Below are 23206 nucleotides of genomic sequence, written 5' to 3'. Positions count from 1 at the left end.
TCCTTTTGGTTTTTGCTCGATCTGAGAAGAGAGCACATCCATCCAATTTCGCCCCGCCCCGCATTGGCATTATTGAGCTCAATGACATTTAAAGGGTCGGGTCATGAATGCCTTGCAACGCGACGAACGGGCGCGCGACGTCGGTTTACTGTTTCTACGGGTCAGCGGCGGTCTGTTTCTGCTGTGGGTGCACGGTTTGCCCAAGCTGCTGGACTTCACCGCGCAACTGCAACTGATCGAAGACCCATTCCACCTCGGTGCCCACCTCACGCTGATTCTGGCGATCTTCGCCGAAGTCCTCTGTCCGCTGTTGATCGTCGCCGGTGTCCTGGCGCGATTGGCCTGCTTGCCTATTCTATTTGTGCTGCTGGTCGCGCTGTTGGTCGTGCATCCGCAATGGAGTGTGGCCCAAGGGCAGTTCGGCTGGTTGCTGTTGATCGTGTTTGCCACTGTGTTTATCGCCGGGCCGGGACGGCTGGCGCTCAATGTTCGCCTGCCCGGAGTGCTGCGTTATGCCTGATAGCCCATTTCAGAATGCACCCGGGAGCGATGAGATTGTCACGCTGATCGTCAAGCATCGGGTCAAGGCCGGTTTTGAAAAGCCCTATGAGGCCTGGTTGCGCAATATCGTCAGTGTGGCGGGGCGCAGCGACGGGCATCTGGGGGTCGATGTGATGCGCAGCAAGCATGGCGGGCTGGATCTGTTCACCTGCGTGCTGCGGTTTTGCTCGACCGAGGCGATGCAGCGCTGGCTCGACTCTGAGCAACGCCAGGCCCTGATCAATGAAGCCGCACCGATGCTCGCCGACGGCGACCAGACCGAAGTCGCACCGATCAACGAGTTCTGGTTCTCCCCACTGGCCGATGCCGCGTCACCGCCACCGCGCTGGAAACAAGCGGTCATCACATTGCTGGTGATTCTGCCGCACACCTTGCTCGTGCCGCTGATCTGGGGGCCGCTGCTCAAGCTGCATCCGCTGCTTTCCAACTACGTGGTGGCCACGTTCCTGATCACCCTGACCATCGTCGTGTCAGTGGTGTACGTGTTCATGCCCCGCGTGACCCGTTTGTTCGCGCCGTGGCTGGAAGCCAGTCAGGCCCATGAACACATTGACCCCGACGAACACCCGTCACGCTGAACCCCATTCACTTTTGTCGAAGGAACTGCGATGAACGCCGATCTGATTCTGTTCAATGGCCAATTTCATACCGTAGACCGAACCAAACCGCTGGCCAGCGCCGTGGCGATCAAGGACGGTCGCTTCGTGGTCGTCGGTAACGACACCCAAGCCATGGCCCTGCGCGGCTCGGCCACACAAGTGGTCGACATGCACGGGCGCTGTGTTATCCCCGGTCTCAATGACTCGCACTTGCACCTGATCCGTGGTGGTTTGAACTACAACCTCGAACTGCGCTGGGAGGGCGTGCCATCGCTGGCCGATGCGCTGCGCATGCTCAAGGAGCAGGCCGACCGCACACCGACCCCGCAATGGGTACGCGTGGTCGGCGGCTGGAACGAATTCCAGTTCGCCGAAAAACGCATGCCGACCCTTGAAGAACTCAACCAGGCTGCGCCGGACACCCCGGTGTTTGTCCTGCACCTGTACGACCGCGCCTTGCTCAACCGCGCCGCGTTGCGTGTGGCCGGTTACACCCGCGACACGCCCAACCCGCCGGGTGGCGAGATCGTGCGCGATGCCAACGGCAACCCGACCGGCATGCTGGTGGCAAAACCCAACGCGATGATTCTGTACTCGACCCTGGCCAAGGGGCCGAAGCTGCCACTGGAATATCAGGTCAACTCGACCCGCCAGTTCATGCGTGAACTCAATCGCCTCGGCCTGACCAGCGCCATCGATGCCGGAGGCGGTTTCCAGAACTACCCGGACGATTACCAAGTGATCGAGCAGTTGGCCAAAGACGACCAACTGACCGTGCGCATCGCCTACAACCTGTTCACCCAGAAACCGAAAGAAGAGCTGACCGATTTCCAGAACTGGACCGGCAGCGTCAAGTTGCACCAGGGCGACGACTTCCTGCGGCACAACGGCGCCGGCGAGATGCTGGTGTTCTCGGCAGCGGACTTCGAAGACTTCCTCGAACCGCGCCCGGACCTGCCGCAAACCATGGAACAGGAACTCGAACCGGTGGTGCGTCACCTGGTCGAGCAGCGCTGGCCGTTCCGTCTGCACGCCACCTACAACGAATCGATCAGCCGCATGCTCGACGTGTTCGAGAAGGTCAACCGCGACATTCCGTTCAATGGTCTGCCGTGGTTCTTCGACCACGCCGAAACCATCACCGCGCAGAACATCGAACGCGTAAAAACGCTGGGCGGCGGCATTGCGATTCAGGATCGCATGGCGTTCCAGGGTGAGTATTTCGTCGACCGCTACGGCAAGCAGGCCGCTGAAGCCACACCACCGATCAAACGCATGCTCGCCGAAGGTGTGCCGGTTGGCGCGGGCACTGACGCAACACGGGTTTCGAGCTACAACCCATGGACGTCGCTGTACTGGATGGTCAGCGGTCGCACCGTCGGTGGCCTGGCCTTGTACGAGGAAGGTTTGCCGCGCACCACCGCGCTGGAGCTGTTCACCCACGGTAGCGCCTGGTTCTCGTCCGAGCAGGGCAAGAAAGGCCAGATCAAGGTCGGACAACTGGCGGATCTGGCGGCGCTGAGCGCCGACTTCTTCCACGTCGAAGAAGAAGCCATCAAGTGGATCGAGTCAGTGCTGACCGTGGTCGGCGGCAAGATCGTTTACGCCGCAGGCGACTTCCAGGACCTCGGCCCGGCCAGCGTGCCGGTGCTGCCGGACTGGTCGCCGGTGGCGAAAGTCCCGGGCCACTGGCGCCAGAACGCGCCATTGCAGGCGCAAGTACACCAGTGCGTCGGCGCGTGCGCCGTGCACTCGCACAGCCATGAAAAGGCCCGCCTGTCGAACGCACCGGTCAGCGATTTCGCCGGTTTCTGGGGCGCGTTCGGTTGTTCCTGCTTCGCGTTCTGATCCTTACAACAAAGCGCCGACCCCGACGGTCGGCGTCTCACGCAACAACCATCCACCGAGGAGTTTCACATGAGCAACGTTCCTTACTCGCGCCTGAACAAAGACGATGCCGTCGTGTTGTTGGTCGATCACCAGACCGGTCTGATCTCGCTGGTGCAGGATTTCTCGCCGAACGAATTCAAGAACAACGTGCTGGCACTGGGCGACATCGCCAAGTTCTTCAAACTGCCGACCATCCTGACCACCAGTTTCGATGCCGGCCCCAACGGCCCGCTCGTGCCTGAACTGCTTGAACAATTCCCGGATGCGCCGTTCATTCAGCGTCCAGGCCAGATCAATGCCTGGGACAACGAAGATTTCGTCAAGGCGATCAAGGCCACCGGTCGCAAGCAACTGATCATCGCTGGCGTGGTGACCGACGTTTGCGTGGCATTCCCGACCCTGTCGGCGATTGCTGAAGGCTATGAAGTGTTTGTGGTGACCGATTCGTCCGGCACCTTCAACACCACCGTGCAGCAAGCGGCATGGGCACGCATGTCGGCGGCCGGTGCACACCTGATGAACTGGTTCGCCGTGGCTTGCGAGCTGCAAGGTGACTGGCGCAACGATATGGAAGGCTTGGCACATTTGCTCTCGGAACGCCTGCCGAACTACCGCAACTTGATCAACAGCTATACCAAGTTCACGGCCAAGTGATGAACTGAAAAATGCCCGCAAATTTGCGGGCATTTTTGTCTCTTCGCCGCCGCAATACTGCGTTGGCAAACGCTGTGGCGAGAGATTTCGCTTAGTTCAGATGAGTCTTGAGTTCAGCCGCTGCCTGACGTACTGCAGCCTTCACCTCAGGAATCTGACTCAGCGGGTTGAGCAGCCCGAAGTCATGAATCATCCCGTTGTAACGCACGGCGGTCACCGGCACACCCGCTGCATCCAGATGCCGCGCATAGCCTTCGCCTTCATCACGCAACACGTCGAATTCGGCAGTCTGCACCAATGCAGCGGGCAAACCCTTGAGTTGTTCGGCGCTGGCATTCAAGGGCGAGGCGTGTATCTGTGCACGTTCGGCCGAGTGGGTGGTGTAGTTGTCCCAGAACCACTGCATCATGTTTTTGGTCAGGAAGTGGCCCTCGGCAAACTGCTGGTACGAACCGTCGTCGAATTGTGCGTTGGTCACCGGCCACATCAGCAACTGGAAACGCAGGGCCGGGGTTTTCTGTTCCTTGGCCATTAACGCTACGACCGCCGCCATGTTGCCGCCGACGCTGTTGCCGGCCACCGCCAGACGCTTGCCGTCGACGCCGATGTCCTTGCCGTGCTCAGCCACCCATTTCGTGGCGACGTACGCCTGGTTGATTGCGGTCGGGTACTGCGCTTCCGGCGACGGCGTGTAATCGACGTACACCGCGACGGCGCCGGAGCCCACCACCAAGTCACGAATCAGGCGCTGGTGCGTCGGGAAGTCCCCCAGCACCCAGCCGCCACCGTGGAAGAACATGAACACCGGCAACTCGCCTTTGACGTTGGCCGGACGCACCACTTTCAGGTTGATGGTCTGACCGTCGACGTTGATGGCCTTGTCGCTGACTTCCACGCCGGACAGATCAACCTTCACCGAAGCCTGTGCGCCGGTCAGCACGGCACGGGCGTCTTTCGGGCTCAGTTGCTCAAGCGGTTTGCCACCGCCAGCCGCGAGGGCTTCGAGGAAGGCTTGAGTGTTGTGTTCGACGCCGGGGCTGCCCGCGGCAAACGCGTTGCCGATGGAAAGAGCGAGGAGCGAAGCGGTCAGGGTTTTCTTGACGAGGGTCATGGTGGAAATCCTTTTGAATGTTTTTAGGGTCTGTGCCTTGATGGCGGGCTGCTGTGGCACTGGGGTTCAGGCCTCAGCAACACCGTGAGCACAGATTAGTGGGGTGCCGAACAGCGAAAAAGCGGCTATAAAGCGTTTAACTGTCCACCAGAGAGTGACAATGAACCCGTTCGAAGACATGCGTATTTTTTGCCAGGTCATGGACTCCGGCAGCTTCACCGCAGCGGCCGATCAATTGGGCCTGTCCAAGCAGTTCGTCAGCCGTCGATTGATGCAATTGGAAGAGCGCCTTGGCGTGCGCTTGTTGAACCGCTCGACCCGGCGCCTGGACGTCACGCCGCTGGGCCAGAGCTATTACGAGTCGGCGCTGCGGCTGCTCGGGGAAGTCGAACACGTTGAGCAGAGCATCGCCGGACAAACCGCCGAGCCACGCGGGACGATTCGCCTCAGTGCACCGCTGTCGTTTGCCGTGGCGCATCTTGGATGCCTGCTGCCGGTGTTTTTGCAGCGCTATCGTGAAGTGACGGTGGAAGTGGATCTGAGTGATCGCCCCGTTGACTTGCTGGGCGAGGGTTACGATCTGGCGCTGCGCATCGGCGTGCTGGAAGACTCGACCCTGATCGCCCGTCGCATCGCCTCCATCGAACGGGTGTACTGCGCCAGCCCCGCGTACCTCACCGAACGTGGCACGCCGCTCAGCCCTGAAGATTTGCACTGCCACGACTGCCTGCCTTATGGGCACGGCCGCTCGGTGCAGTGGCGGTTCAATGCCGGGCAAGGCAAGCCGGTGTTGGTCAACGTCACCGGACGGATGCGCGTGAACAACGGCGAGTTGCTCAGGGACGCGGCGGTGCAGGGGATGGGGATCACTTACCTGCCAACGTTCATTGTCGGCGCGGCGCTGAAGGACGGGCGACTGGTGCCCGTACTGGATGACCTGCGGCCCGAGCCGTTGACGTTGTCAGCGGTGTATCCTCAGCATCGTCAGGCCTCGCGCCCAGTGCAGGCGCTGATCGAGTTTTTGCGTGAGCGCCTCAATCAAGGCAACGTCGCTCTCTAAGCCCACGCAAATGGAAATGTGGGAGCGGGCGACGGCTTACAAAGTCGCAACAACCACAATTGCCTGGCTGATCTAGACTCCGACCGCTCAATCAAGCGCATCGTGCGGAGTACGCCATGGAAGTGCCGAACAATAAGAACGCTATCGAAAGCAATCGTCAGGCGTGGAACGATTCCGCCCGCCACCATCAGGACTCCCCTGACTGGCAGGCGCTGCTGACTGACGTCGCACAGGCAGGTTTCTCGTGCCTCGACGACACACTGCGCGGGTTGCTGGAACAGGTCGGCGTTGACGGTAAAGATGTGATTCAACTGGGCTGCAACAACGGTCGCGAAAGTCTCTCGCTGTTCGCCCTCGGTGCGCGGAATGTGGTGGGTGTGGATCAGTCGAGCGCGTTTCTCGATCAGGCCCGCGAGCTGAACAGCCGTTCAGCGCACAACGCCGAATTCGTTGAATGCGATATCCATCACCTGCCGGCGTCGTTGCAAAACCGCTTCGACGTAGCGTTGATCACCATCGGCGTACTGAACTGGATGCCGGACATCGGCGAATTCTTGCGCCACGTTGCGCAGACCCTGAAACCGGGCGGGAAACTGGTGATCTACGAAACCCATCCGTTTCTGGAAATGGTCGATCCTGACGCCGAGGACCCGTTCCGCCTCGCCAGCTCCTACTTCCGCGCCGAACCGTTTGTGCAGCAAGAGCCCATCGTCTACGTCGGCAAGGTCGAGCAACCGGCGGCGAAGTCGTACTGGTTCGTGCACACCCTCGGCGCGATCTTCAGCGGCGCCATCGGGGCAGGGCTGAACATCGCGCACTTCAAGGAGTATGCGCATTCGAATCGGGAAGAACTGTACGACCGGTACCTGAATCAAGAGGCGCAGTTGCCGTTGTGTTTCACCCTGGTTGCCAGCAAGAGCTGACGCTGTCGCAGCCACTGGCCGCCACACCTTTTGGGGTTGATTCAAGTCTGCGCCGCCGCACTCACCACTGGCCGCCCCGGTTTGCGCAGTAGCTCAAGGCGTGAGCCCTCGTAGCGGGTCTCACGGAAGAACCGCCACCGCCCAAACAAGCAGTAGAGGTGCGTCACGCGGCCCTGTTCTTGATAGCCCATACGAATGTGCAGTTTCATTGCCGGGATGTTGCGGGTTTCGCAGACGTCGACGACTTTGTTACAGCCCTGGGCGGCCATGGCTTCCCACAACGCCACTTGCACGTCCACCGACAGGCTGCTGCCGAAATAGGCGCGGGTCATTTCGCCGCCGAATTCGAAGAACTCGCCGGGTTTGACCGGGAAGTTGCAGCCGTAATAGTGGCGGTCGTGATAGTCGCGAATGCTGCCCCAGATGAACGCCACCGCGTGACCGTCGGCGTCGAGGTACATGTGCCCGGTGTGACCTTCGGCGGCGAGTTCGGCCATGGTCGCCACGCGGTCACCAAAATGCTTGGCAAACGCGCCGGCATTGTGCGGTGTGATATCGACTTTGCGCAGGCCCTCATAGGGGCGCAGCTTGTGCGGCGGCACCGGGCTGACCAGGTCACGTTCCATCCACAACAGTTCCCAATGGAAGAACACGTAGCGTTTCCACAACGTGCCGACGGTGTGGCTCAGGCCTTTTTGCTTGATGCGTTCACGCAGTTTTCCGATAACGTTCATGATGCCCTCTATGGCCGAAGCCCAGTGTTGTGGATGTCGCTTTTTGTGTTTATAGATCAAGCCTTTACATGCCTATCAGAGTGCCATTTTCGAAAATGCTGCAACGTATGCAAGTCAATCGAGTGCCGTGGCACCGCGTAGAAAGTCCTTGTTCAGGTCGGCGTAGCAAACCCGTGGAACGCCCATCAGCCGCTGCGCTAACACGCGGCTCAGGGATTCGCCGGGGTTGAGATACGCGTCACCAAAGTCGGCCCCGAGTTGAGTCGGATGGGCGACGATTTCCAGTACGCCGTCGGTCGGCGAGCTGCCGTTGCGCAAATCCACGGGGGTGCACACGTAGTCCGCCGTTGCGCCGGCCAGACGCTGCAAACGCCAATTGAGCCAACCTTTGAAAACGCGTTTGGGCAGATTGAGGTTTTGCCCCAGATTGCGCGCCAACCGAATCGGTACACCGTGATGCGCAGCGAAGCGCGCGACGATCTCGCCGATCGGCAAAATGTTGTGCACATGCTGGTGCGAGTCGATGTGACTGGGACGCACGCCATGATCGACGCAGCGTTGCCACTGCGCCTGCAATTCTTCATGCACCGCCTCACGGTCTTCGCGACTGAGCCACAAACGGTGGCGCGGCAGGTTGAGGTCGAATACGCCATGGCTGTCGCAGAACGTTCGGCGCTCCACAATCGTCCGGCTCAGCGGTCGCCCGTAAGTCAGGTTGAAGTGCAGCCCGACCCGGCCCTCAAGCAAGGGCTGCCGAGCCATGGTGCACGCGGCTTCGAACGCTGGCATGTTGGCCATGGCGGTGGCGGAACTGATGACCCCGGCCTGAAACGCCGCGAAGATCACCGCGTTTTCGTTCGGGCTGAGGCCGAAATCGTCAGCGTTGACTATGACTTGGCGAGGCATGTTCGCCCTCCGTGGTGATCGCGACAGGTTTGACGACAGGTGCAGGTTTGGCCGCACGTTTTGCCCGCCACCGTTGCAATGGCGGTTTGAGCCGGTGCCAGACGCGTAATGCCAGACCCAGCGCCAGGCCACTCGGGCGCCAGGAATAGAAACTCCAGCGCCAGTGTTCCAGTTGCCCGGTCATGCGTTCGTGCAGTTGGTGGCTGGAGTTTTCCAGGCTGACCCGTGAGGCATCGATCCAGCGCCAGTGGTCGTCCAGGCCCCAGCGAATCCATTCCTCCAGCAGCACCCGGCCGCTGCCCAGATCGGCGTATTGCGGCAGGAAGGCGAGGTTGTAATCGTAGAGCCGGCCCTGTTCGAGCAAGCCCAGGCGATAGCTGATGCAGCGCCCGTTCAACTCCAGCGTCACCACCCGCACCAAGCCTTGGCCGGCGAGGGCAATGAAAGCGCGCTCGATCAGATGGCGACTGCGTTCGCTGGCGAAGATCCCGACGCCTTCGTCGCCTTTCCAACTGACCGCTTCGACTTCGCCGATGACCTGCAACAGCGGACCCATGCTGATCGCGTCCGGAATGATCCGCCGTACCTGAGCCCCGCACGCGGCGATGCGCTTGCGAGCCCGGCGCAGTTTGTAGCGTGGATCGCCGGACACTTCCTGATGATCCGCCTCGCTGATCAGGTGCACAGGCGCCCGACAACTGAGCCGTCGCTCGCCCGCAGAGCTGTGTGCCATCCATTCGGTGAGGGTACTTTCCTCACCGGCCGGCTCCGAGAGTTCGTTGAGCTGAAGCAGTGCATGGGGCAGGCGTTGGCGAATCAATACAAGGGCCTTGCGCATGTCCTCGCCGGCCAGCAAAGAGAGCAGGGCCAAGCGATCAGCCAACGGATACCCCAAGTGGTGCAACACCCGAAACCGCAACCCGGCGAAGCGCTCACGACTCGCCACCAGCGGTAGGCACAGACGCAATTGATCCGCCTCCCATCCCAGCAGGATGTGCAGGCGCTCACCCTCGCCGAGGGCCTGCTCGGCCGCACACAACCAGCCAAGGTTGTTGAACGGCGTGTGGTCCGTCACGCGCAGGCGCAGCGCTTCATACGCTGTTGCCGGAAAGTCGGCGGCGCACAATGAAGTACGCCATTCGAATCGCGTCGCCATGGGCTCAGGCCACCGTTACTGTGACGGGTGGACGGGAAGGTTTGCGTAGCGCTTCCAGGCGCGAACCGCTGTAGCGGGTTTCGCGGTAGAAGTTCCAGCGACCGAACAGGGTGTAAATGTTCATGATCCGGTGTTGCTCGGTGTAGCCCATGCGCAGGTGCAGCTTGAGCGCCGGGATGTTGTGGAATTCGCAGACGTCCACGACCTTGTTGCAGCCCTGGGCGGCCATGGCTTTCCACAGCGCCAGTTGCAGATCCACCGACAGTTCGCTGCCCCAGTAGGCTCGGGTCAGTTCGCCGCCGAATTCGAAGAACTCGCCGGGTTTCACCGGGAACAGACAGCCGTAGTAATGCCGGTCGAGATAGTCCCGCGCGGTGCCCCAGATGAACGCCACGGCGTCGCCCTGATCGTCCAGGTGCATGTGCCCGGTGTGGCCTTCTCTGGCCAGTTCGGCCATGGTGCCGACGCGGTCGCCAAAGTAGCGGGCAAAGGCACTGGTGTTGTCCGGCGTGATTTTCACCACCCGCAGCGGCGGGTAGGGTTTGAGGTTGTGCGGGGGGACGGGACTGACCAGATCACGCTCCATCCACAGCAATTCCTGATGAAAGAATACGTAGTGCTTCCAGGCCTTGCCGAAGGTGGCGCGCAGGCCTTTTTGTCTAATGTGTTCGCTGAGTTTTTGCACAATGTTCATGGTCTTGACTCCTGATGACGATGCATCGCGTGGCCCAGGCCAACGCGGCGGAACATCAAAGGACGGTTCATGACGCTCTCCAGCGGAGCGAGAACAGGGTTTGCCCCGGCAGGTCGAAGCGCACGCGTCCGTCCTTGCAGGCAAACGGCGCATCGCGGCTGCGGTTGTCGGCGCCGAAGTAGCGCAAGGCGCCATTGTTCAGCGGACACTGGGTGCCGCTCAGGTCTACACGTTGCAGGCGGGTGCCTTTGTTGACGCCCAGCAAGCCACGCTGCTCATCGCTGGACATCGCCAGCACGTCGACTTCAAACCCATCGTTGTCCAGCGCCAGGACGTTATGCAGCCAGTGTTGCGCGATGAATTGCTGGGCCAGACCCACCGGTTTGAGTTCGAAGCGTTGTTCATCGGCCGAGACGCGCAGCATGCCTTTGGGGTACTGCGGTTCATCGGCGGCCTGGAACCAGTTGAGCATGCTCAGCAAGCCGTCCTGGGAGGCGTTGATCACCACCGACGCCCACCACAGCGCGGCGTAATGGGTTTCCTGATCGTAGGGGCTGAGGCTGGAGCCGCTGGACATATTGGTCTGATCGAGCAGCAAGGCTTTGCGTGGCCGGCCTTTGTCGTCGAGGCCAACGAGTTCGGCGGCGCGGCGTACGCTGTCGCGGTAGACGCGGGTGGCGAGCAGGTCGCGAATCATCCATTCGTGCCACGCCAAGGCGTCGACCTGATCGCCGGATTCGCTCAGCAAACGTCGCGCCCAATCGATACCACGCTTGTCTGCCGCGTTGTCAGCGAACGGCCCGTTGACCAGCCGCGAACTGGCCGGCATGGCGATACGCACGCCAGCCTTGGCGTTCGCCGGGTCGCTGCGCACCTGCCGGGCCATGCTGGCGAAGATCGCCTGATACTGCGCGTAGCTGGAGTAGTTGAGGTTCGGTTCGTCGGCAAACCCGATGTAGTGGGTGGCTTTGCCGCCGAGCGTGCGGGTACTGGCGAGCCACGCATCAAGGCCGCTGTTGCTTTGTACGTCGGCGCGCAGATCAGCCTGACGCTGGCTGCCGGCGAGCAAGGTGATGTCCTGCTGGATGCCGAAACGATCCTGATAGAACTGACGGAACGCGTCCTCGAAATGCCGGTTCCTCGCCGTCACATCAACAAAGCTGTAGTAACTGGCGGCAGTGGGTTTCAGCGCATCGAGGGCGGCATAGCTGGTGGTGGGCGGCATCACATAGGGCAGGGCGATGCCCAGATCCGGCGTGCGCCCGAGCACTTTGTCGTGCAGGGTCAAGCGGGTCTGGCCGACGTCTTCGCGCAGCGGTTTGAGCTGTTGTGGATTCTGTGCAAACAGATTGGCCGTGCCGTCGAGCCAGAACGCGGCTTTGCCGCTGCCTTGCAGGCGCAGGCGCCAGACTTGTTCACGCTCACTGACCGGCAGCGCGACCTGATCGAACTGCCAATAGGCGCGGTACGGTTTCAGGGCCAGCGTCAGTGCCTGACCATCACCCACCCGTTGCGCCTGCAGCGCACTGACGCCGCCATGAAATTTACCGGCCAGCACCGCGCGCTCACCGGGCGCGACTTTGAAATACAACATATCGCCGTTCTGGGCTTGAACGCTGAAGTGCACTTTGGCCGGGGCGAACAGCGCGACCGTGTGTTCATCGTGTTCTATCCGGTAATTGCGGAAGCTGTAGCCGGGGATTTCCAGTCGATAGCTGGCGGCGCCGGGCGCCAGACTCCAGCGCTGGCTACCACGGGTTTCACTGGCCTTGATGAACCTGTCACCTTGCAGTTTGCCTTGGCCGTCGAGCAGGTACAGATGCTCTTCGTTGGCATCCGCTTGCCACGCCGGGGTCCAGCGCACGATCACGTTGTCGGGTTGATCGGTTTGCAGGTACAGGCTGGCGTCGCGGATTTCGCCCCAACGCATCGACGCCGCGAAGGCGTCCAGCGAGAGGCCGAGACCGAACAGCAGGGCCAGGCCTTTCATGCGGCTTTGCGACGTTGCAGCATCAACCACATCGGGGTGATGTCGCTGGGCAGGATGATCAGGGTTTGCCAGAACGGCACGCCGCTCAGACGGCAGTACAACACCAGCATCGCCACCGTGACGGCGAGATAGGCAATCGACGAAGCCGCCGCTGCGCCGACAATCCCGTAGGCCGGAATCAACACCAGGTTCAGCGCCAGATTGAGCAAGGTCCCCAGCCCCATCAGCAAGGACACCGTGCCGGGGCGATTTTTGCCCAGCAAGTCCAGACGCAGAATGCTCGCATAGCACAAACCCAACAGCCCCGGCAGTAACGCGAGCAGCGCCGGATAGGCCGGTTGGTAGGCGATGCCGAACAGGGTGACGATCAGCCAATTGCCGATCACCGCCATGCTCAGGCATGCGCCGAGCATCACCGTTGCGGTCAGGCGTAGCGCCAGCGGGGTGACTTTGTCCATGCCTTCGTCCTGTTGCAGCAGGCGTTTCATCAACGGCGTGGTCACCGCTTCCGGGACGATCAGCAGCAGTTCGGCGGCGGCGCTGGCCATGGCGTAATGACCCAGCGCGGTGCTGCCGAGCAGGGCGCCGATGAACAAATAATCCGAGCGCAAAATCACTTGCTGGAACAACAGGTCGGGATGGCTGCGGGCGCTGTAACGCAGCAGCTCTTTCTGGCTGGCGCGATCCCATTGCAGTTGCAACGGTTGCGCCCGTTTGAGCCAGACCCAACCGACCAGCACCACCAGGCTGATCCCGGCCAGCCAACTGATCAGTGCCGCTTCAAGGGCGGCGCTTTTCCACATCCAGAAAAGCCCGAGAAACATCAGCAGCGGTGCCAGCGACTCCACCAGGCGCAAGGCATTGAATGCGACCACGCCGCCGGACGCGTTGTGCAACGTCAGCAAGCCGCTTTTCAACACCGTCAGCGGCACTGCCAACAGCAACAGCCAGGCGAGCAGGCCAAGCTGCGTGGTCACATCCAGTTCACCGCCAAACTCGCGCACCAGCGCGACCACCAGCAGGGTTAACAGCGCCGCCAGCAAGCATCCGAAAACCAGCACCTGACTGAGCAACACCCCCATCGGCCTTTGTTTGGCGGCCTGATAACCGACCGCCGAATTCAGCCCGCCACTGGTGGCCGCGCTGATCAGGTCGGGCAAGGTGCTGAGCAATGCAAACAGCCCGCGTTCACTCGGCCCGAGGATCCGCGCCAGCAGCACGTTGCGCAGTAAACGCAGGGCGATCATCGCCAGTTTGGTGCCCATGCTCAGCGCCAAGTGCTTGAGGTAGCGGCCTCGGCTCATGGTCGTGCTCCGCGAAATATCCGCCACGACAGCAGTTGCGGATTGCGCGCCGTGCGCTGACTGACACCGAAACGCGGCAGGTTCAGCGGATCGCCTTCACCGCGATAGAGGCCGGTGCTGGTGCCTAGCGCAAACGGATAATCGTGATCGGCAACCTGCTTGCGCACGCGCTCGTCGTTGTCGCCGTTGGGGTAGCAATACACCGGCAGCGGCCGGTTGCAGCCGTTGTGCAAGGCATCGCGGCTGCGGCTGATTTCTTCGCTCAGGCGCACATCGTCAAGGCCGGTAAGGATCGCGTGACTGGCGCCGTGGGGGCCGAAACGCACCAGACCTGAGGCTTCCATCGCGCGCACCTGATGCCAGTCCAGTGCCTGCGGTTGCGATTCTTGCGGGCACTCATCGGTCAGGCGTTCAAGTTCTTGCGGTGCCAGTGTCTTGAGCCCTTGCAGGTAATGCAGCAGTGCCAGGCTGCGCCGATCGACATCAATGTCATCGAGCAACACGGGCAGCGGATGGCCCGTGGCATGCAAGCGCTCGATCAAATGCATCCGTGCCTTGTCGCCGTGGCTGCCCCACAGGGTTTCGCCCACGGCCTCCCACCAAAAACGTTGACGGCTGCCGATGAAATCGGTCGAAAGGAAAATGCTCGCCGGCACCTGGTGTTTTTGCAGCAGGGGGAAGGCGTTGACCGCGTTGTCGCGCCAGCCGTCGTCGAAGGTCAACGCCACCCGTGGGCGTTCGGTGCGCAGGGAGTTGGGCTGAAGGATTTCCATCAGCGGTACGCATTCGAAGTGGCGACGCAGCCACACCAGCCAATGCTCGAAGGCCTTGGGCCCGACGCACAGCTCATTGCGGTGGGGCAGGTCGGCGGCGCGGTCGTTGGACAGCACCCGGTGCAACATCAGAATCACCCCGGCGCCCTGCAACTGGTTTCGGCCCACGGACGAGTTGAGATAGAGCCAGCCACTGGTGCTTTTTATCAATTGTTTGATCGCCATGGCTTCGGTCCTTTTAGCGGTTCTGTTCAGGATTCCACTGGGCATAGCGCTGGCCGCGCAGGAACTGCCACAAGCCAAGACTCATCCCGGCGAGGGTGACCAGCACAAAGGCGGCGAGGCGGAAGGGTTTGGGCAAGCGGTGTTGCGAATCCATCAATCCGGCTATCGCCACCGCGTAGCCGAACAGTTGTGCAATGAGGCTCAGGCGATAGAAACCGTGCTCGCTCCACAGCCAGAAGTTGCTCAGCAACAATGGCAGCAAAAGGATTGGTGCCAGGCGGCGGATCAGTTTGTGGCTGATCAGCGCGATCGAATACAGGCCATATTTCAGCGGATTGAGCAGTTCGCGGCGCTGAGCGAGGCTTTGCAGCCCGCCGACGGTGACGCGCTGACGACGACGGAACTGTTTGTCGGCTTCATCGACGCCTTGGTCGATGACTTGCGCTTGCGGTACATAGACGATGCGTTTGTGCGCGACCGGCGCGCAGGTGCTGATAAAGAAATCGTCGTTAACCTCTGCTGGCACGTTCTGGAACAACTCGCGGCGCAACGCGAGCAGGGCACCGTCGGCGGACACCATGCAACCGGTGCGGTTTTCCACCCGGCGCAGCCAGCCTTCGTAATGTCGATACAGGCTATCGCCGACGCTCAAGCCGCCACCGGTGACCGGGATCACCATGTGCCCGGCACAGGCGCCGACTTGCGGGTCGCTCAATGGCGCCAGCAAATGTCCGAGGGTGTCGCGTGACCATTGGTTGTCGGCATCGGTGAACACCAGAATGTCGCCCGTGCTCAGGGCCACGCCGGCGTTAAGCGTCGCCGCTTTGCCTTGGCGCGGCAGGTCGAGCACGGTAATGCGCGGATCGACGACGTTGTGTGCACAAGCCACGGTGTCATCCGTCGAGCCGTCGCTGGCGAGAATGATCTGCAAACGGGCAGGCTGATAATCCTGGGCCAGCAGCGTGCGCAACTTGTGCTCGATGTGCCGCGCCTCGTTGTGGGCGGCAATCACGATGCTGATGTTCAGCGGCGGCGTTGGGCCATGCCGGCTGGCCGCGAACAGAGGCGCCAGTATCGTCAGCAAAAGCGGGTAACCCACATACGCGTAGACCGGTAGCAACAGGCACATCCAGAAAATGAACTCAGCCACGGGCAGGCCTCCTGGCATTCCAATGACACAGACTGAGAATGAACGCGGCGCCGGCCAGGTGCAGGCGTACCCAGTGCAGGCCCCACAGTTGCAGGGTCAGCAAGAGGTCACGATGCTTGATGCTTTGGCGAATGCTCAGCACCAACCCCGGCACCAGGGTCAATATCAGCATGGCCGCCGCGTGATGAGGAAAATTGTCGAGCAGGGCCGAGATCGCCAGAAAGTCGAGGAGCCAGACCAGCAGCGAAAGCATCGGGAAACGCAGCAGACGCAGGCTGTAACCGTGGGTGCGCAGCAGTTGCAGATGACTGCCCTGACGCCACATCTCCTTGCCCATCCACTCGCGCCAGTTCATTTCGTAACCCCAGTGCAGGGCTTCGTTGTCGTTGATCGACAGCAGCAACGCACCGTTTTCACGCAGGCGCAGGGTGAACTCCTTGTCTTCGCCGGTACGCAGGCTTTCATTGAAACCGCCGACCTTGTCGAACCAGTCACGGCGCATCAGCAGGTTGGAGCTGGGCAGCCAGTCCACGACGTGCGAGGCCTGCGCGCAAACACGCTGGGTGCGACGCTGCCACGCGATGGCGTACCACGGCGCTTGTGCCGGGATGCCCAGGTCCAGCGCAAACACATCGGCCTGACCACTGGCGTGCAGATCGAACAGCGGCTGCAGCCAGTCTTGCGGCATCTCAACATCGGCATCAATGAAGGCCAGCCAATCACCGGTTGCGACCGCCGTACCGCGATTGCGCAGGGCGCCGATCAGCAAACCCGGATGCACCAGCACTTGTGCGCCAAACTGGCGGGCAATGTGCGGGCCGTCATCGCTTGAACCGTTGTCGACCACGATCAGTTCGCACTCGACGCCGGCGGCGTGGGCGGCTTTTTCTGCCGACAGCAAGGTGCGGCCAATGTGCCGGGCTTCGTTGTACATCGGGATGATGATGCTGATTCGGCTCATGCAACGGCCTCCGTGATCGGTTCTTGTTCGGCTTTCAGGCGCAGCACCCAGGTCATGGCAAGCATGATCCACACGTATTTCTGGTTCGGCGCACTGAGGAACATCAGGAACAACGTCAGCGACAGGAAACTCACGCTCAGGTGGGTCATCAGGTCCGCCTGTTGCCAGTCGCGTCGGCGCATCCACACGGCGCGTGCGCGGATCAGGTTGTACAAGCCGAGCCCGAGCATGCCGACGAACATCAGGCCGGCGGGAATCCCCAGTTCGCTGAAGATTTCCAGATAAGTGTTGTGAGCGCGGCGATAGAGGTCACCGATCTTGCGGTTGGCCGAAAACGCCTTGGCGTAGCCGGTGGTCGCGTAGTGCAGCGCGAAGGTGCCGGGGCCGGAGCCCAGCAGCGGGTTCTCGCGGATCATCTGCGTACCGACAACGATGTAGGAAGCACGGCGGCCGAGGGATTCGTCGTTATGGCCCTTGGCGCCGGCACTTAATACGCTCAAGGATTGAATGCGCGCCAGGTAACCGGCGGGCATCGCATAGATTGCCAGCGGAATCACGATGGCCGCGCCGAGCATGGCGAAGCCCAGGTGCCGTGGGCGAATTCGTGTCATTTGCGCGCGGTAATGCCAGCCGCCGATCAACAGACTCAAGGCCACGACCACCAACCCTGAGCGCGATTCGGTCTTGGTCATGCCGCCGAGCAACAGCAGGCAGCACGCGCCCCAGAACAACCGATGCAGCAGGTTAGGGCCGCGAATCACCAGCAGCAGCCCCAGCGGGATGGCGAAGGCGATCAGCATCGCGAAGGCGTTGGGGTCTTCGAGCAGGCCGGCAGCGCGGCCCTGATCCTGGAATCTGGTCGAGAACATCGCCATCGCGCAGGTGCTGCTGACGGCAAGGGTGACCAGTCGGGCGAACAGGTCGAGGTTCAGCTCGCGGCCGATCAACAGGGTGATGACAAACAGGATCAGCCCGACGCTGAGCTCGCGCAGATGCTCCAGCGACATGCCCATGTCATCGGTGTTCAGCAGGCTGAGGAAGTACAGAACCATGAACCCGATCAGGTAACGCCAGATATTGCTGCGCAGGCGTTCGGAGGGAATCTGATGCAGCGCCAGTTGCAGCATCAGAATCACCGCCAGCGAGGCACCGAGCAGTTTGCTGCCGGACAGCGAACTGTCCTTGAAGAAACCTTCGAACGGCACCAGTGCGGCGATACCGAGCAGGCCCCAGGTTGGCTTGCGGTACAACACCGTGAAACCCACCAGGCCCAGCACCGCTCCCGGTGCCAGATACGGATAGGGGCTGGCCAGCAAAGCGATGCAGACCAGACCGAGCAGACTGACGATCGAGAGCGGGAAAATCATGCGCGTGCCTCCCGTGCCGTGCGGATGTAGAGCTGCGACCAGCGTTCGGCCAGGGCCTTGAGGTCGTAGCGATCCTGTTGCGTGCGTTTGGCGTTGTCGCGCAGTTGTCGCGCCAGTTTGGGCTCGCTCAACAACGTTTCGAGCTGATGGGCGAGGGCGGTGCTGTCGGTCGGAGCGGCGAGCAAGCCGTTGTGCCGATGTTCCAGCACATCGGGAATCCCGCCGACACCAAACGCCACCACCGGCACGCCGGCCTGCATTGCCTCCAGCAAAATCATCGGTGTGCCTTCGGTGCGCGAGCTGATCACCAGCGCATCGAACTGCTGCCACCACGGTTGCATGGCCGTCTGATAACCCGGTAAACGAATCCGTTGCTGCAAACCGGCGTTGTCGATGCGTGCCTGCAACGCCTCGCATTCCGGCCCGTCGCCGAGCATCACGGCGTCCAGTTGCGGGTGCTGATGACACAGCGGGATCAGCGCATCGAGAAACAGATCCGGGCCTTTCTCGCTGCTCAATCGGCCAACGTAACCGGCCAGCCAGCGTTGCCGACCCGCATCGGGAACCATCGCCGCAGCCGCCGGCAAACCATTGGGGATCACCTGCAACTTCTCGGCCTGTACGCTGGCTTCGCGGTGCAACACCGCGATGCTTTCTGCCACGCAGACCACGCGATCCACCGACGCGGTGCGGCACAGTTGCAGGCTGAGCCAGGTGTAGAACTTCTGCTTGCGACTGCGCGGCGTGAAGCCGTGTTGGGTGATGACCAGCGGCAGGCGCAACAGTGTCGCGCCCATCCAGCCAAACAGCAGGCCTTTGAAGTTGTGCGTGTTGATCAGCGGCTTTTCACTGCGACGCTGACGCAGGTGCCGCAAAAACTCCCCAAGCCCGCCGCAGCCACGGCCATCCACCCCGGCTTCGCGAAAGCGCTCGATCAATTCTGGCGGCGCGTCGAGAAACAGCACCTGATGCTGCCCCGGCGTCGCCAGACAATGATCCAGCAACATCCGCTCGGCCCCATAGAAACCGCCGCTGCTGAGCAAATGAATGATCGGCAGCGAGGTCTTCGGGGTGGACACGGTGTTCAATTGCGCACCCAGTGCAGGAAGCTCGGCACCGTCCAGTTTTTGTGCGGATTGCTCGGTAGCACGTTCTCGTCGTTGATCACCAGCAACACCGGCAGACCAAGCTCGTGGCTGATTTGCGCCGGGTGTTTGAAGCGATGGTCGAAGAACTCACGCACATAGACCAGGGCAATGGCCAGCAGCAGACCGGTGAACAGGCCGAATGGAATGATCAGCATCGGTTTCGGGAACGCCGCTTCGGTGGGTTCGAACGGCGGGCTGAGCACCCGGGCGTTGGACAGATCGTCGTTCAGCGCGCCGACGGTGCTGCTCTCGGCGAAACGCTGGGCGTAGGTCGAGAACGCGGCGTGCATGGCGTCGATTTCGGTGTCCATCTGCCGCAGCTTGCTTTGGGTTTGCTGCAGGTCACGGATACGGTTCTTGAATTCGGCGATGCGTGCGGTTTTCTGATCGATCACCTGCTTGACCACCGAAAGATCGTTGGTGCGCTCCTGAATCCGGTTGCTCACCACCTTGAGGAACTGCTGGCGGGTGCGGCCGATTTGCTCGCGGGTCAGCAACATGGGTTCACTGCCAGGCTGGAACACCGCAAGGTCGTTCATGTAGCGGCTGACCTGAGTGGTCAGTTGCTCGCCCAGTTGTTTTATTTCCCGATCTTCGAACGCCACATTGTCGACGGTCGTGGTGAAGGTGAAGGGGAAGGTGTAGTCGTTGAGCTTGTTGTTGCTGCTGGCGGCGGCCAGCGCGGTTTTCAGGTATTCGAGCCAGCGCTGGCTTTGCAGCAGGCGATCGCGATACAGGTTCAGTGCCTGTTCCTCGGTGTTGATCGCGTTCAGGCGGAAGGTGATTTCTTCCTTGGGATCCGCCGCACCGACACTTTCGAGCAGTGCCTGACGGTTGCCTTCCAGGCCGTCGAGCCGTACTTGATACAAGTGCTTTTTGGATTCGTAGAAGGACTGCGGCAGGTCGATCGATTGCAGCGCCTGACGGCTCACCAGATAGTTTTGCAGCAGGGCCGTGACAAAGGTCGTGCCTTGGTGCGGGTCCGGGAAGCTGTAGATGATCGAGATCACGTTGGAGCCCGGCAGGGTCTCGATTTTCAGGCTGTCGATGGCTTGTTGGGTCAGCGCATCTAGGGCTGTGTCACGCACCGGATCGGTTTCCAGCCCGAGCATGTTGCGCGTCGGGTTGATCACGTATTGACGCAGTGGCGAGGTGACGTAGCGCTTGAAGGGCTCGCTCACCAGTTTGTTGAACATGCCGGGCGAGGGCGTGTATTCGCCTTTGTCGCGCAGTTCGCTGATGGTCTGACGGATCAGCGCCGGCGAGCGGAGGATGTTGCTCTCGGTTTCCATGTCCGCCAGCGACGGCGGAATGAACGTGGCGTTATCGACCGTCAGTGACGTGGTGGCGTCTCCCTGGGAGAGTTTTTTCGACTGCACGATCACCTGTGCGGTGATATCGAAGCTCTGTTTGAGCACCAATGGCAGCAGCAGGGCGATGACTGCAAAGATCAGGAAGACCCGTTTCACCAGTTGCTTGTTGGCGAAGAAGATCCTGAAGAACTCATGCAGGTAGTTTTCCTTTGGATTCATGATCGTTCACCTGGGAGTCAGTTACTGCTGCTGCTTTTATTGTCGACGCGGTAGCCGAAGCTGAACCCGACGCCCTGGAACAACACCACGTCGGCCAATTGCCGGGCGAGTTCGCCGGCGCTGGCCAGTTTGGTTTTCGGTACGAAAAGCATGTCGTCCGGTTGCAAATACGCGATCTGCGAGGCGTCGCCGGCCAGGGCTTTTTCCACGTCGTAATGCACGGCCTGCACCTGATTGCCGTTGCGGCGCATGATCACCACCGAATCCAGGCGCGCCTTGACGTTGGTGCCGCGCGCCAGGGTCAGCGCTTCTAGCACCGATACCGGCCGACGGATCGGGTAGGAACCCGGCTGGCCGACTTCACCCAGCACGTAAATCTCGTTGCCGGCGGTGGATTTGAGCAGCACATCCACGGTCATCCGCCCCGGCAGTTGTGCGTATTTCTGGTTAAGGAACGTTTCCAGTTGATTGACGGTCATGCCTTGCAGGGGCACGGCGCCGATCTCCGGGAAACTCGCGTAACCGTCAGTGCCCACGGTGATCTCGCGGCTCATGCCGGTGGCCGGGTGGTTCAGCGCACTTTTCAGGTTCTGCTCGTTAGTCAACGGGCTGATGATCTGCACCGTCAGTTGATTGCGGTTGGGCTGGAACAGTTGTTTGCGCTGATAGGCCCGCTGGATTTCCTGACGGGCCTCATCACTGGTCAGCCCGGCGATTTTCACCGAGGTGTTGGCGCCCGGCAGTTCGATGGTACCGTCGGGCAGCACCAGTTGATTGCCGTTGAGCTGGCTGGCAGCGGTGAAGTTCAGGCCGATCTGGTCACCTGACTGCACGCGGTAAGCGTCCGAGCCGCTGGTGCTGATGTGGAAGATCACGTCCAGCACATCCTGCGGGCGCAGGGTCTGCTCGATCTTCGGCATGTCGGTGGCCTGGGCGTTGGCCGGAGTGGCGGTGAGAATATTCACCGGCATGGTCTGGACTTCGGAAGTGCTGGAGCAACCTGCAAGCGGCAGCAACAGCAGGACAAGCATTCTGGCGTTCATGGCGTCATCCTTCGCGGTGGCCTAGAGGTTTTTGTATAGCCATTTGGGCATGTAGTACTTGCGCCGGTTAAACACGCTGCCGACCACTTTCGCCCCGGCCTGGGTCAGGCGTTGCACGGCGGCCTGGGCGACTTCCCAGCGGGTGTCTTCGGCGCGTACGACGAACACCACGCCATCGACCTGAGTGCTGATGACCAGCGTGTCGGCGGCGGAGTACACCGCGTCGCCATCGATCACCACAAAGCGGTACTGGCTGCCCAACTGGTCGAGCAACGGGCTCAGGCGCTCGGCGGTCAGGTGTTCCATGGTGCGAATCGGCCGGCCGTTGGGCAGCACATGGAAGGGCAGGCTTGAGACCTGCACCACACAGTCCTGCAACAGCGGCGGGTTGTCCGGGCTGAACAGCAAATCCCGCAGGCCGCGCTCCTTGCCCAGGTTCAACTGCTGGGTGAGGTTGCTCGCCGACTGGCTGGCATCGACCAGCAGCACTTGGCCGCTGCTCATTTGTGCCAGTTGACTGGCCAGCGCCAGAGCACTGGTGGTGGTGCCGGCACCGGGGTTGGCGGCGGTCAGGAACAGGATCCGCAGATTGAGATCCAGCACGGTCGAGGTCAGGTTCGATTCGCTGGGACTGGCGATGCTCAGGCTTTTGTTGGTTGAACCGTCCATTAGCTTGCTCCGTGGCCGCTGAATACTTTGAAGGGGGTTTTCAACAGGATCTTCAGATCAAGCAAAAGGCTTTGCTCGGCGATATAGCTGAGGTCCAACTCAACGCGCTGGTCGAAGTCGATGTTGCTGCGTCCGGAGATCTGCCACAGACCGGTCATGCCGGGGTAGATCGCCAGACGTGCGAGGTGGTTGTCCTTGTAGCGATAGGCGTTGAACGAAGTCGGACGAGGGCCGACCAGGCGCATGTCACCGGTCACCACGTTGATCAGGTTGGGCAACTCGTCAAGGCTGGTACGCCGCAGGAAACCGCCGATGCCGGTGATGCGGGGGTCCTTGTCGATCTTGAAATCGATGGCTTCGGCACCGTGCTTGTTGAGATGGCGCAGCGACTCCTTCAACTCTTCGGCGTTGGCGACCATGGTGCGAAATTTGTACATGCCGAACTTGCGGCCGCGATAGCCGGTGCGTTGCTGCACGAACATCACTGGCCCCGGGCTGGTGAACTTGATGGCCAGGGCCAGGCCCAGCAGCACGGGGGAAATCAGCAGCAGAATCAGCAGCGCGCCGAAACAGGCGACCACCCGATTGGTGCGCGACAGTTGCCATGGACGACCGCCATCGCGCCCTGTGAACCACCCGCGGCCTTGGCGGTGGATCGCCGCATCGAGGCGCATTCGGTGCTCGGGGTCGACGCGCTTGTCACGCCGCATCTCTTGGATCGGCACACCTTTTTCATGTCCAGTCATGGAGTCCTCC

Annotated in this window: 22 protein-coding genes; 6 read left to right on the top strand and 16 right to left on the bottom strand. The window is 61.3% G+C overall.

Annotated elements, in window-relative coordinates; translation table 11 throughout:
* The first annotated feature begins 103 nt into the window (after nucleotides 1-103).
* The 4 genes from ACIOWA_RS16535 (at nucleotide 104) to ycaC (ending at nucleotide 3704) form a co-directional block, all read left to right on the top strand.
* Nucleotides 104-520, top strand: a complete 417-nt coding sequence (locus ACIOWA_RS16535) for a DoxX family protein (protein WP_339432529.1) — start codon at nucleotides 104-106, stop codon at nucleotides 518-520.
* Nucleotides 513-1139 (top strand): antibiotic biosynthesis monooxygenase, encoded by a 627-nt coding sequence (locus ACIOWA_RS16530; RefSeq protein WP_339495856.1) that lies wholly within the window; start codon nucleotides 513-515, stop codon nucleotides 1137-1139. Before ACIOWA_RS16535 ends, ACIOWA_RS16530 begins: the two co-directional genes overlap by 8 nt.
* 30 nt (nucleotides 1140-1169) lie before the next feature.
* A complete protein-coding gene (locus ACIOWA_RS16525) occupies nucleotides 1170-3008 on the top strand; it encodes an amidohydrolase (RefSeq protein WP_401160771.1) in 1839 nt (612 codons plus the stop codon).
* Between the two features lie 69 nt (nucleotides 3009-3077).
* On the top strand, nucleotides 3078-3704 hold the full coding sequence (ycaC, locus tag ACIOWA_RS16520) for an isochorismate family cysteine hydrolase YcaC (RefSeq protein ID WP_339432525.1): 627 nt from the start codon (nucleotides 3078-3080) through the stop codon (nucleotides 3702-3704).
* A 91-nt stretch (nucleotides 3705-3795) separates the two neighbouring features.
* Here the strand turns inward: ycaC and ACIOWA_RS16515 are convergent, their stop codons facing one another.
* Nucleotides 3796-4815: an alpha/beta hydrolase gene (locus ACIOWA_RS16515; protein ID WP_401160769.1), complete on the bottom strand. Its 1020-nt coding sequence runs from the start codon at nucleotides 4813-4815 to the stop codon at nucleotides 3796-3798.
* Between the two features lie 160 nt (nucleotides 4816-4975).
* Here ACIOWA_RS16515 and ACIOWA_RS16510 point away from each other — a divergent pair, with 160 nt between their 5' ends.
* Nucleotides 4976-5875: a LysR family transcriptional regulator gene (locus ACIOWA_RS16510; protein ID WP_401160767.1), complete on the top strand. Its 900-nt coding sequence runs from the start codon at nucleotides 4976-4978 to the stop codon at nucleotides 5873-5875.
* Nucleotides 5876-5991: 116 nt separating this feature from the next.
* Nucleotides 5992-6798 (top strand): class I SAM-dependent methyltransferase, encoded by an 807-nt coding sequence (locus ACIOWA_RS16505; protein WP_339432522.1) that lies wholly within the window; start codon nucleotides 5992-5994, stop codon nucleotides 6796-6798.
* Between the two features lie 41 nt (nucleotides 6799-6839).
* Here ACIOWA_RS16505 and ACIOWA_RS16500 read toward each other — a convergent pair whose 3' ends face one another.
* From ACIOWA_RS16500 to ACIOWA_RS16430, 15 genes are all read right to left on the bottom strand, one after another.
* Nucleotides 6840-7532: an N-acetyltransferase gene (locus ACIOWA_RS16500; RefSeq protein WP_339432521.1), complete on the bottom strand. Its 693-nt coding sequence runs from the start codon at nucleotides 7530-7532 to the stop codon at nucleotides 6840-6842.
* 114 nt (nucleotides 7533-7646) lie between these two features.
* Complete coding sequence (locus ACIOWA_RS16495) at nucleotides 7647-8438, bottom strand: ChbG/HpnK family deacetylase (protein ID WP_401160764.1); 792 nt, start codon at nucleotides 8436-8438, stop codon at nucleotides 7647-7649.
* The gene (locus ACIOWA_RS16490) at nucleotides 8410-9594 is read right to left on the bottom strand and encodes a GNAT family N-acetyltransferase (RefSeq protein ID WP_401160762.1); all 1185 of its coding nucleotides are present in this window, start codon (nucleotides 9592-9594) and stop codon (nucleotides 8410-8412) included. Before ACIOWA_RS16490 ends, ACIOWA_RS16495 begins: the two co-directional genes overlap by 29 nt.
* A 4-nt stretch (nucleotides 9595-9598) precedes the next feature.
* Complete coding sequence (locus tag ACIOWA_RS16485; protein WP_401160760.1) at nucleotides 9599-10288, bottom strand: N-acetyltransferase; 690 nt, start codon at nucleotides 10286-10288, stop codon at nucleotides 9599-9601.
* Nucleotides 10289-10355: 67 nt separating this feature from the next.
* A complete protein-coding gene (locus ACIOWA_RS16480) occupies nucleotides 10356-12278 on the bottom strand; it encodes a hypothetical protein (protein WP_401160758.1) in 1923 nt (640 codons plus the stop codon).
* Nucleotides 12275-13582 (bottom strand): oligosaccharide flippase family protein, encoded by a 1308-nt coding sequence (locus ACIOWA_RS16475; protein ID WP_401160756.1) that lies wholly within the window; start codon nucleotides 13580-13582, stop codon nucleotides 12275-12277. The genes ACIOWA_RS16480 and ACIOWA_RS16475 overlap by 4 nt, the downstream gene beginning before the upstream one ends.
* On the bottom strand, nucleotides 13579-14580 hold the full coding sequence (locus tag ACIOWA_RS16470) for a polysaccharide deacetylase family protein (protein ID WP_339432515.1): 1002 nt from the start codon (nucleotides 14578-14580) through the stop codon (nucleotides 13579-13581). The genes ACIOWA_RS16475 and ACIOWA_RS16470 overlap by 4 nt, the downstream gene beginning before the upstream one ends.
* A gap of 13 nt (nucleotides 14581-14593) precedes the next feature.
* Nucleotides 14594-15730, bottom strand: coding sequence for a glycosyltransferase family 2 protein (locus ACIOWA_RS16465; protein WP_221729557.1), 1137 nt, complete (start codon nucleotides 15728-15730; stop codon nucleotides 14594-14596).
* A complete protein-coding gene (locus ACIOWA_RS16460; protein WP_401160753.1) occupies nucleotides 15723-16691 on the bottom strand; it encodes a glycosyltransferase in 969 nt (322 codons plus the stop codon). The genes ACIOWA_RS16465 and ACIOWA_RS16460 overlap by 8 nt, the downstream gene beginning before the upstream one ends.
* Nucleotides 16688-18058, bottom strand: coding sequence for an O-antigen ligase family protein (locus tag ACIOWA_RS16455; protein ID WP_339432512.1), 1371 nt, complete (start codon nucleotides 18056-18058; stop codon nucleotides 16688-16690). Before ACIOWA_RS16455 ends, ACIOWA_RS16460 begins: the two co-directional genes overlap by 4 nt.
* Complete coding sequence (locus tag ACIOWA_RS16450; RefSeq protein ID WP_401160751.1) at nucleotides 18055-19146, bottom strand: glycosyltransferase family 4 protein; 1092 nt, start codon at nucleotides 19144-19146, stop codon at nucleotides 18055-18057. Before ACIOWA_RS16450 ends, ACIOWA_RS16455 begins: the two co-directional genes overlap by 4 nt.
* Nucleotides 19143-20738: a Wzz/FepE/Etk N-terminal domain-containing protein gene (locus ACIOWA_RS16445; protein ID WP_339495844.1), complete on the bottom strand. Its 1596-nt coding sequence runs from the start codon at nucleotides 20736-20738 to the stop codon at nucleotides 19143-19145. Before ACIOWA_RS16445 ends, ACIOWA_RS16450 begins: the two co-directional genes overlap by 4 nt.
* A 17-nt stretch (nucleotides 20739-20755) precedes the next feature.
* Nucleotides 20756-21781 (bottom strand): polysaccharide biosynthesis/export family protein, encoded by a 1026-nt coding sequence (locus tag ACIOWA_RS16440; RefSeq protein WP_221729562.1) that lies wholly within the window; start codon nucleotides 21779-21781, stop codon nucleotides 20756-20758.
* Between the two features lie 21 nt (nucleotides 21782-21802).
* Nucleotides 21803-22450: a CpsD/CapB family tyrosine-protein kinase gene (locus tag ACIOWA_RS16435; protein ID WP_339465650.1), complete on the bottom strand. Its 648-nt coding sequence runs from the start codon at nucleotides 22448-22450 to the stop codon at nucleotides 21803-21805.
* Nucleotides 22450-23196, bottom strand: coding sequence for a sugar transferase (locus ACIOWA_RS16430; RefSeq protein ID WP_339432508.1), 747 nt, complete (start codon nucleotides 23194-23196; stop codon nucleotides 22450-22452). The genes ACIOWA_RS16435 and ACIOWA_RS16430 overlap by 1 nt, the downstream gene beginning before the upstream one ends.
* Nucleotides 23197-23206: the final 10 nt, after the last annotated feature.

Origin of the sequence: Pseudomonas sp. NPDC087614 (assembly GCF_044743485.1) — a bacterium.
Taxonomy (GTDB): domain Bacteria; phylum Pseudomonadota; class Gammaproteobacteria; order Pseudomonadales; family Pseudomonadaceae; genus Aquipseudomonas; species Aquipseudomonas baetica_A.
The sequence above is the reverse complement of the archived record's forward strand: the minus strand, read 5'-3'. Positions and strand labels throughout refer to the sequence as shown.

Bases quoted from the DNA above. Each gene is read 5' to 3' on its own strand.
- ycaC (WP_339432525.1), top strand. From the start codon at position 3,078: ATGAGCAACGTTCCTTACTCGCGCCTGAACAAAGACGATGCCGTCGTG.
- ACIOWA_RS16535 (WP_339432529.1), top strand. From the start codon at position 104: ATGAATGCCTTGCAACGCGACGAACGGGCGCGCGACGTCGGTTTACTG.
- ACIOWA_RS16470 (WP_339432515.1), bottom strand. From the start codon at position 14,580: ATGGCGATCAAACAATTGATAAAAAGCACCAGTGGCTGGCTCTATCTC.
- ACIOWA_RS16500 (WP_339432521.1), bottom strand. From the start codon at position 7,532: ATGAACGTTATCGGAAAACTGCGTGAACGCATCAAGCAAAAAGGCCTG.
- ACIOWA_RS16480 (WP_401160758.1), bottom strand. From the start codon at position 12,278: ATGAAAGGCCTGGCCCTGCTGTTCGGTCTCGGCCTCTCGCTGGACGCC.
- ACIOWA_RS16460 (WP_401160753.1), bottom strand. From the start codon at position 16,691: ATGAGCCGAATCAGCATCATCATCCCGATGTACAACGAAGCCCGGCAC.
- ACIOWA_RS16455 (WP_339432512.1), bottom strand. From the start codon at position 18,058: ATGATTTTCCCGCTCTCGATCGTCAGTCTGCTCGGTCTGGTCTGCATC.
- ACIOWA_RS16490 (WP_401160762.1), bottom strand. From the start codon at position 9,594: ATGGCGACGCGATTCGAATGGCGTACTTCATTGTGCGCCGCCGACTTT.
- ACIOWA_RS16525 (WP_401160771.1), top strand. From the start codon at position 1,170: ATGAACGCCGATCTGATTCTGTTCAATGGCCAATTTCATACCGTAGAC.
- ACIOWA_RS16530 (WP_339495856.1), top strand. From the start codon at position 513: ATGCCTGATAGCCCATTTCAGAATGCACCCGGGAGCGATGAGATTGTC.
- ACIOWA_RS16440 (WP_221729562.1), bottom strand. From the start codon at position 21,781: ATGAACGCCAGAATGCTTGTCCTGCTGTTGCTGCCGCTTGCAGGTTGC.
- ACIOWA_RS16475 (WP_401160756.1), bottom strand. From the start codon at position 13,582: ATGAGCCGAGGCCGCTACCTCAAGCACTTGGCGCTGAGCATGGGCACC.
- ACIOWA_RS16505 (WP_339432522.1), top strand. From the start codon at position 5,992: ATGGAAGTGCCGAACAATAAGAACGCTATCGAAAGCAATCGTCAGGCG.
- ACIOWA_RS16435 (WP_339465650.1), bottom strand. From the start codon at position 22,450: ATGGACGGTTCAACCAACAAAAGCCTGAGCATCGCCAGTCCCAGCGAA.
- ACIOWA_RS16445 (WP_339495844.1), bottom strand. From the start codon at position 20,738: ATGAATCCAAAGGAAAACTACCTGCATGAGTTCTTCAGGATCTTCTTC.
- ACIOWA_RS16515 (WP_401160769.1), bottom strand. From the start codon at position 4,815: ATGACCCTCGTCAAGAAAACCCTGACCGCTTCGCTCCTCGCTCTTTCC.
- ACIOWA_RS16510 (WP_401160767.1), top strand. From the start codon at position 4,976: ATGAACCCGTTCGAAGACATGCGTATTTTTTGCCAGGTCATGGACTCC.
- ACIOWA_RS16430 (WP_339432508.1), bottom strand. From the start codon at position 23,196: ATGACTGGACATGAAAAAGGTGTGCCGATCCAAGAGATGCGGCGTGAC.
- ACIOWA_RS16495 (WP_401160764.1), bottom strand. From the start codon at position 8,438: ATGCCTCGCCAAGTCATAGTCAACGCTGACGATTTCGGCCTCAGCCCG.
- ACIOWA_RS16485 (WP_401160760.1), bottom strand. From the start codon at position 10,288: ATGAACATTGTGCAAAAACTCAGCGAACACATTAGACAAAAAGGCCTG.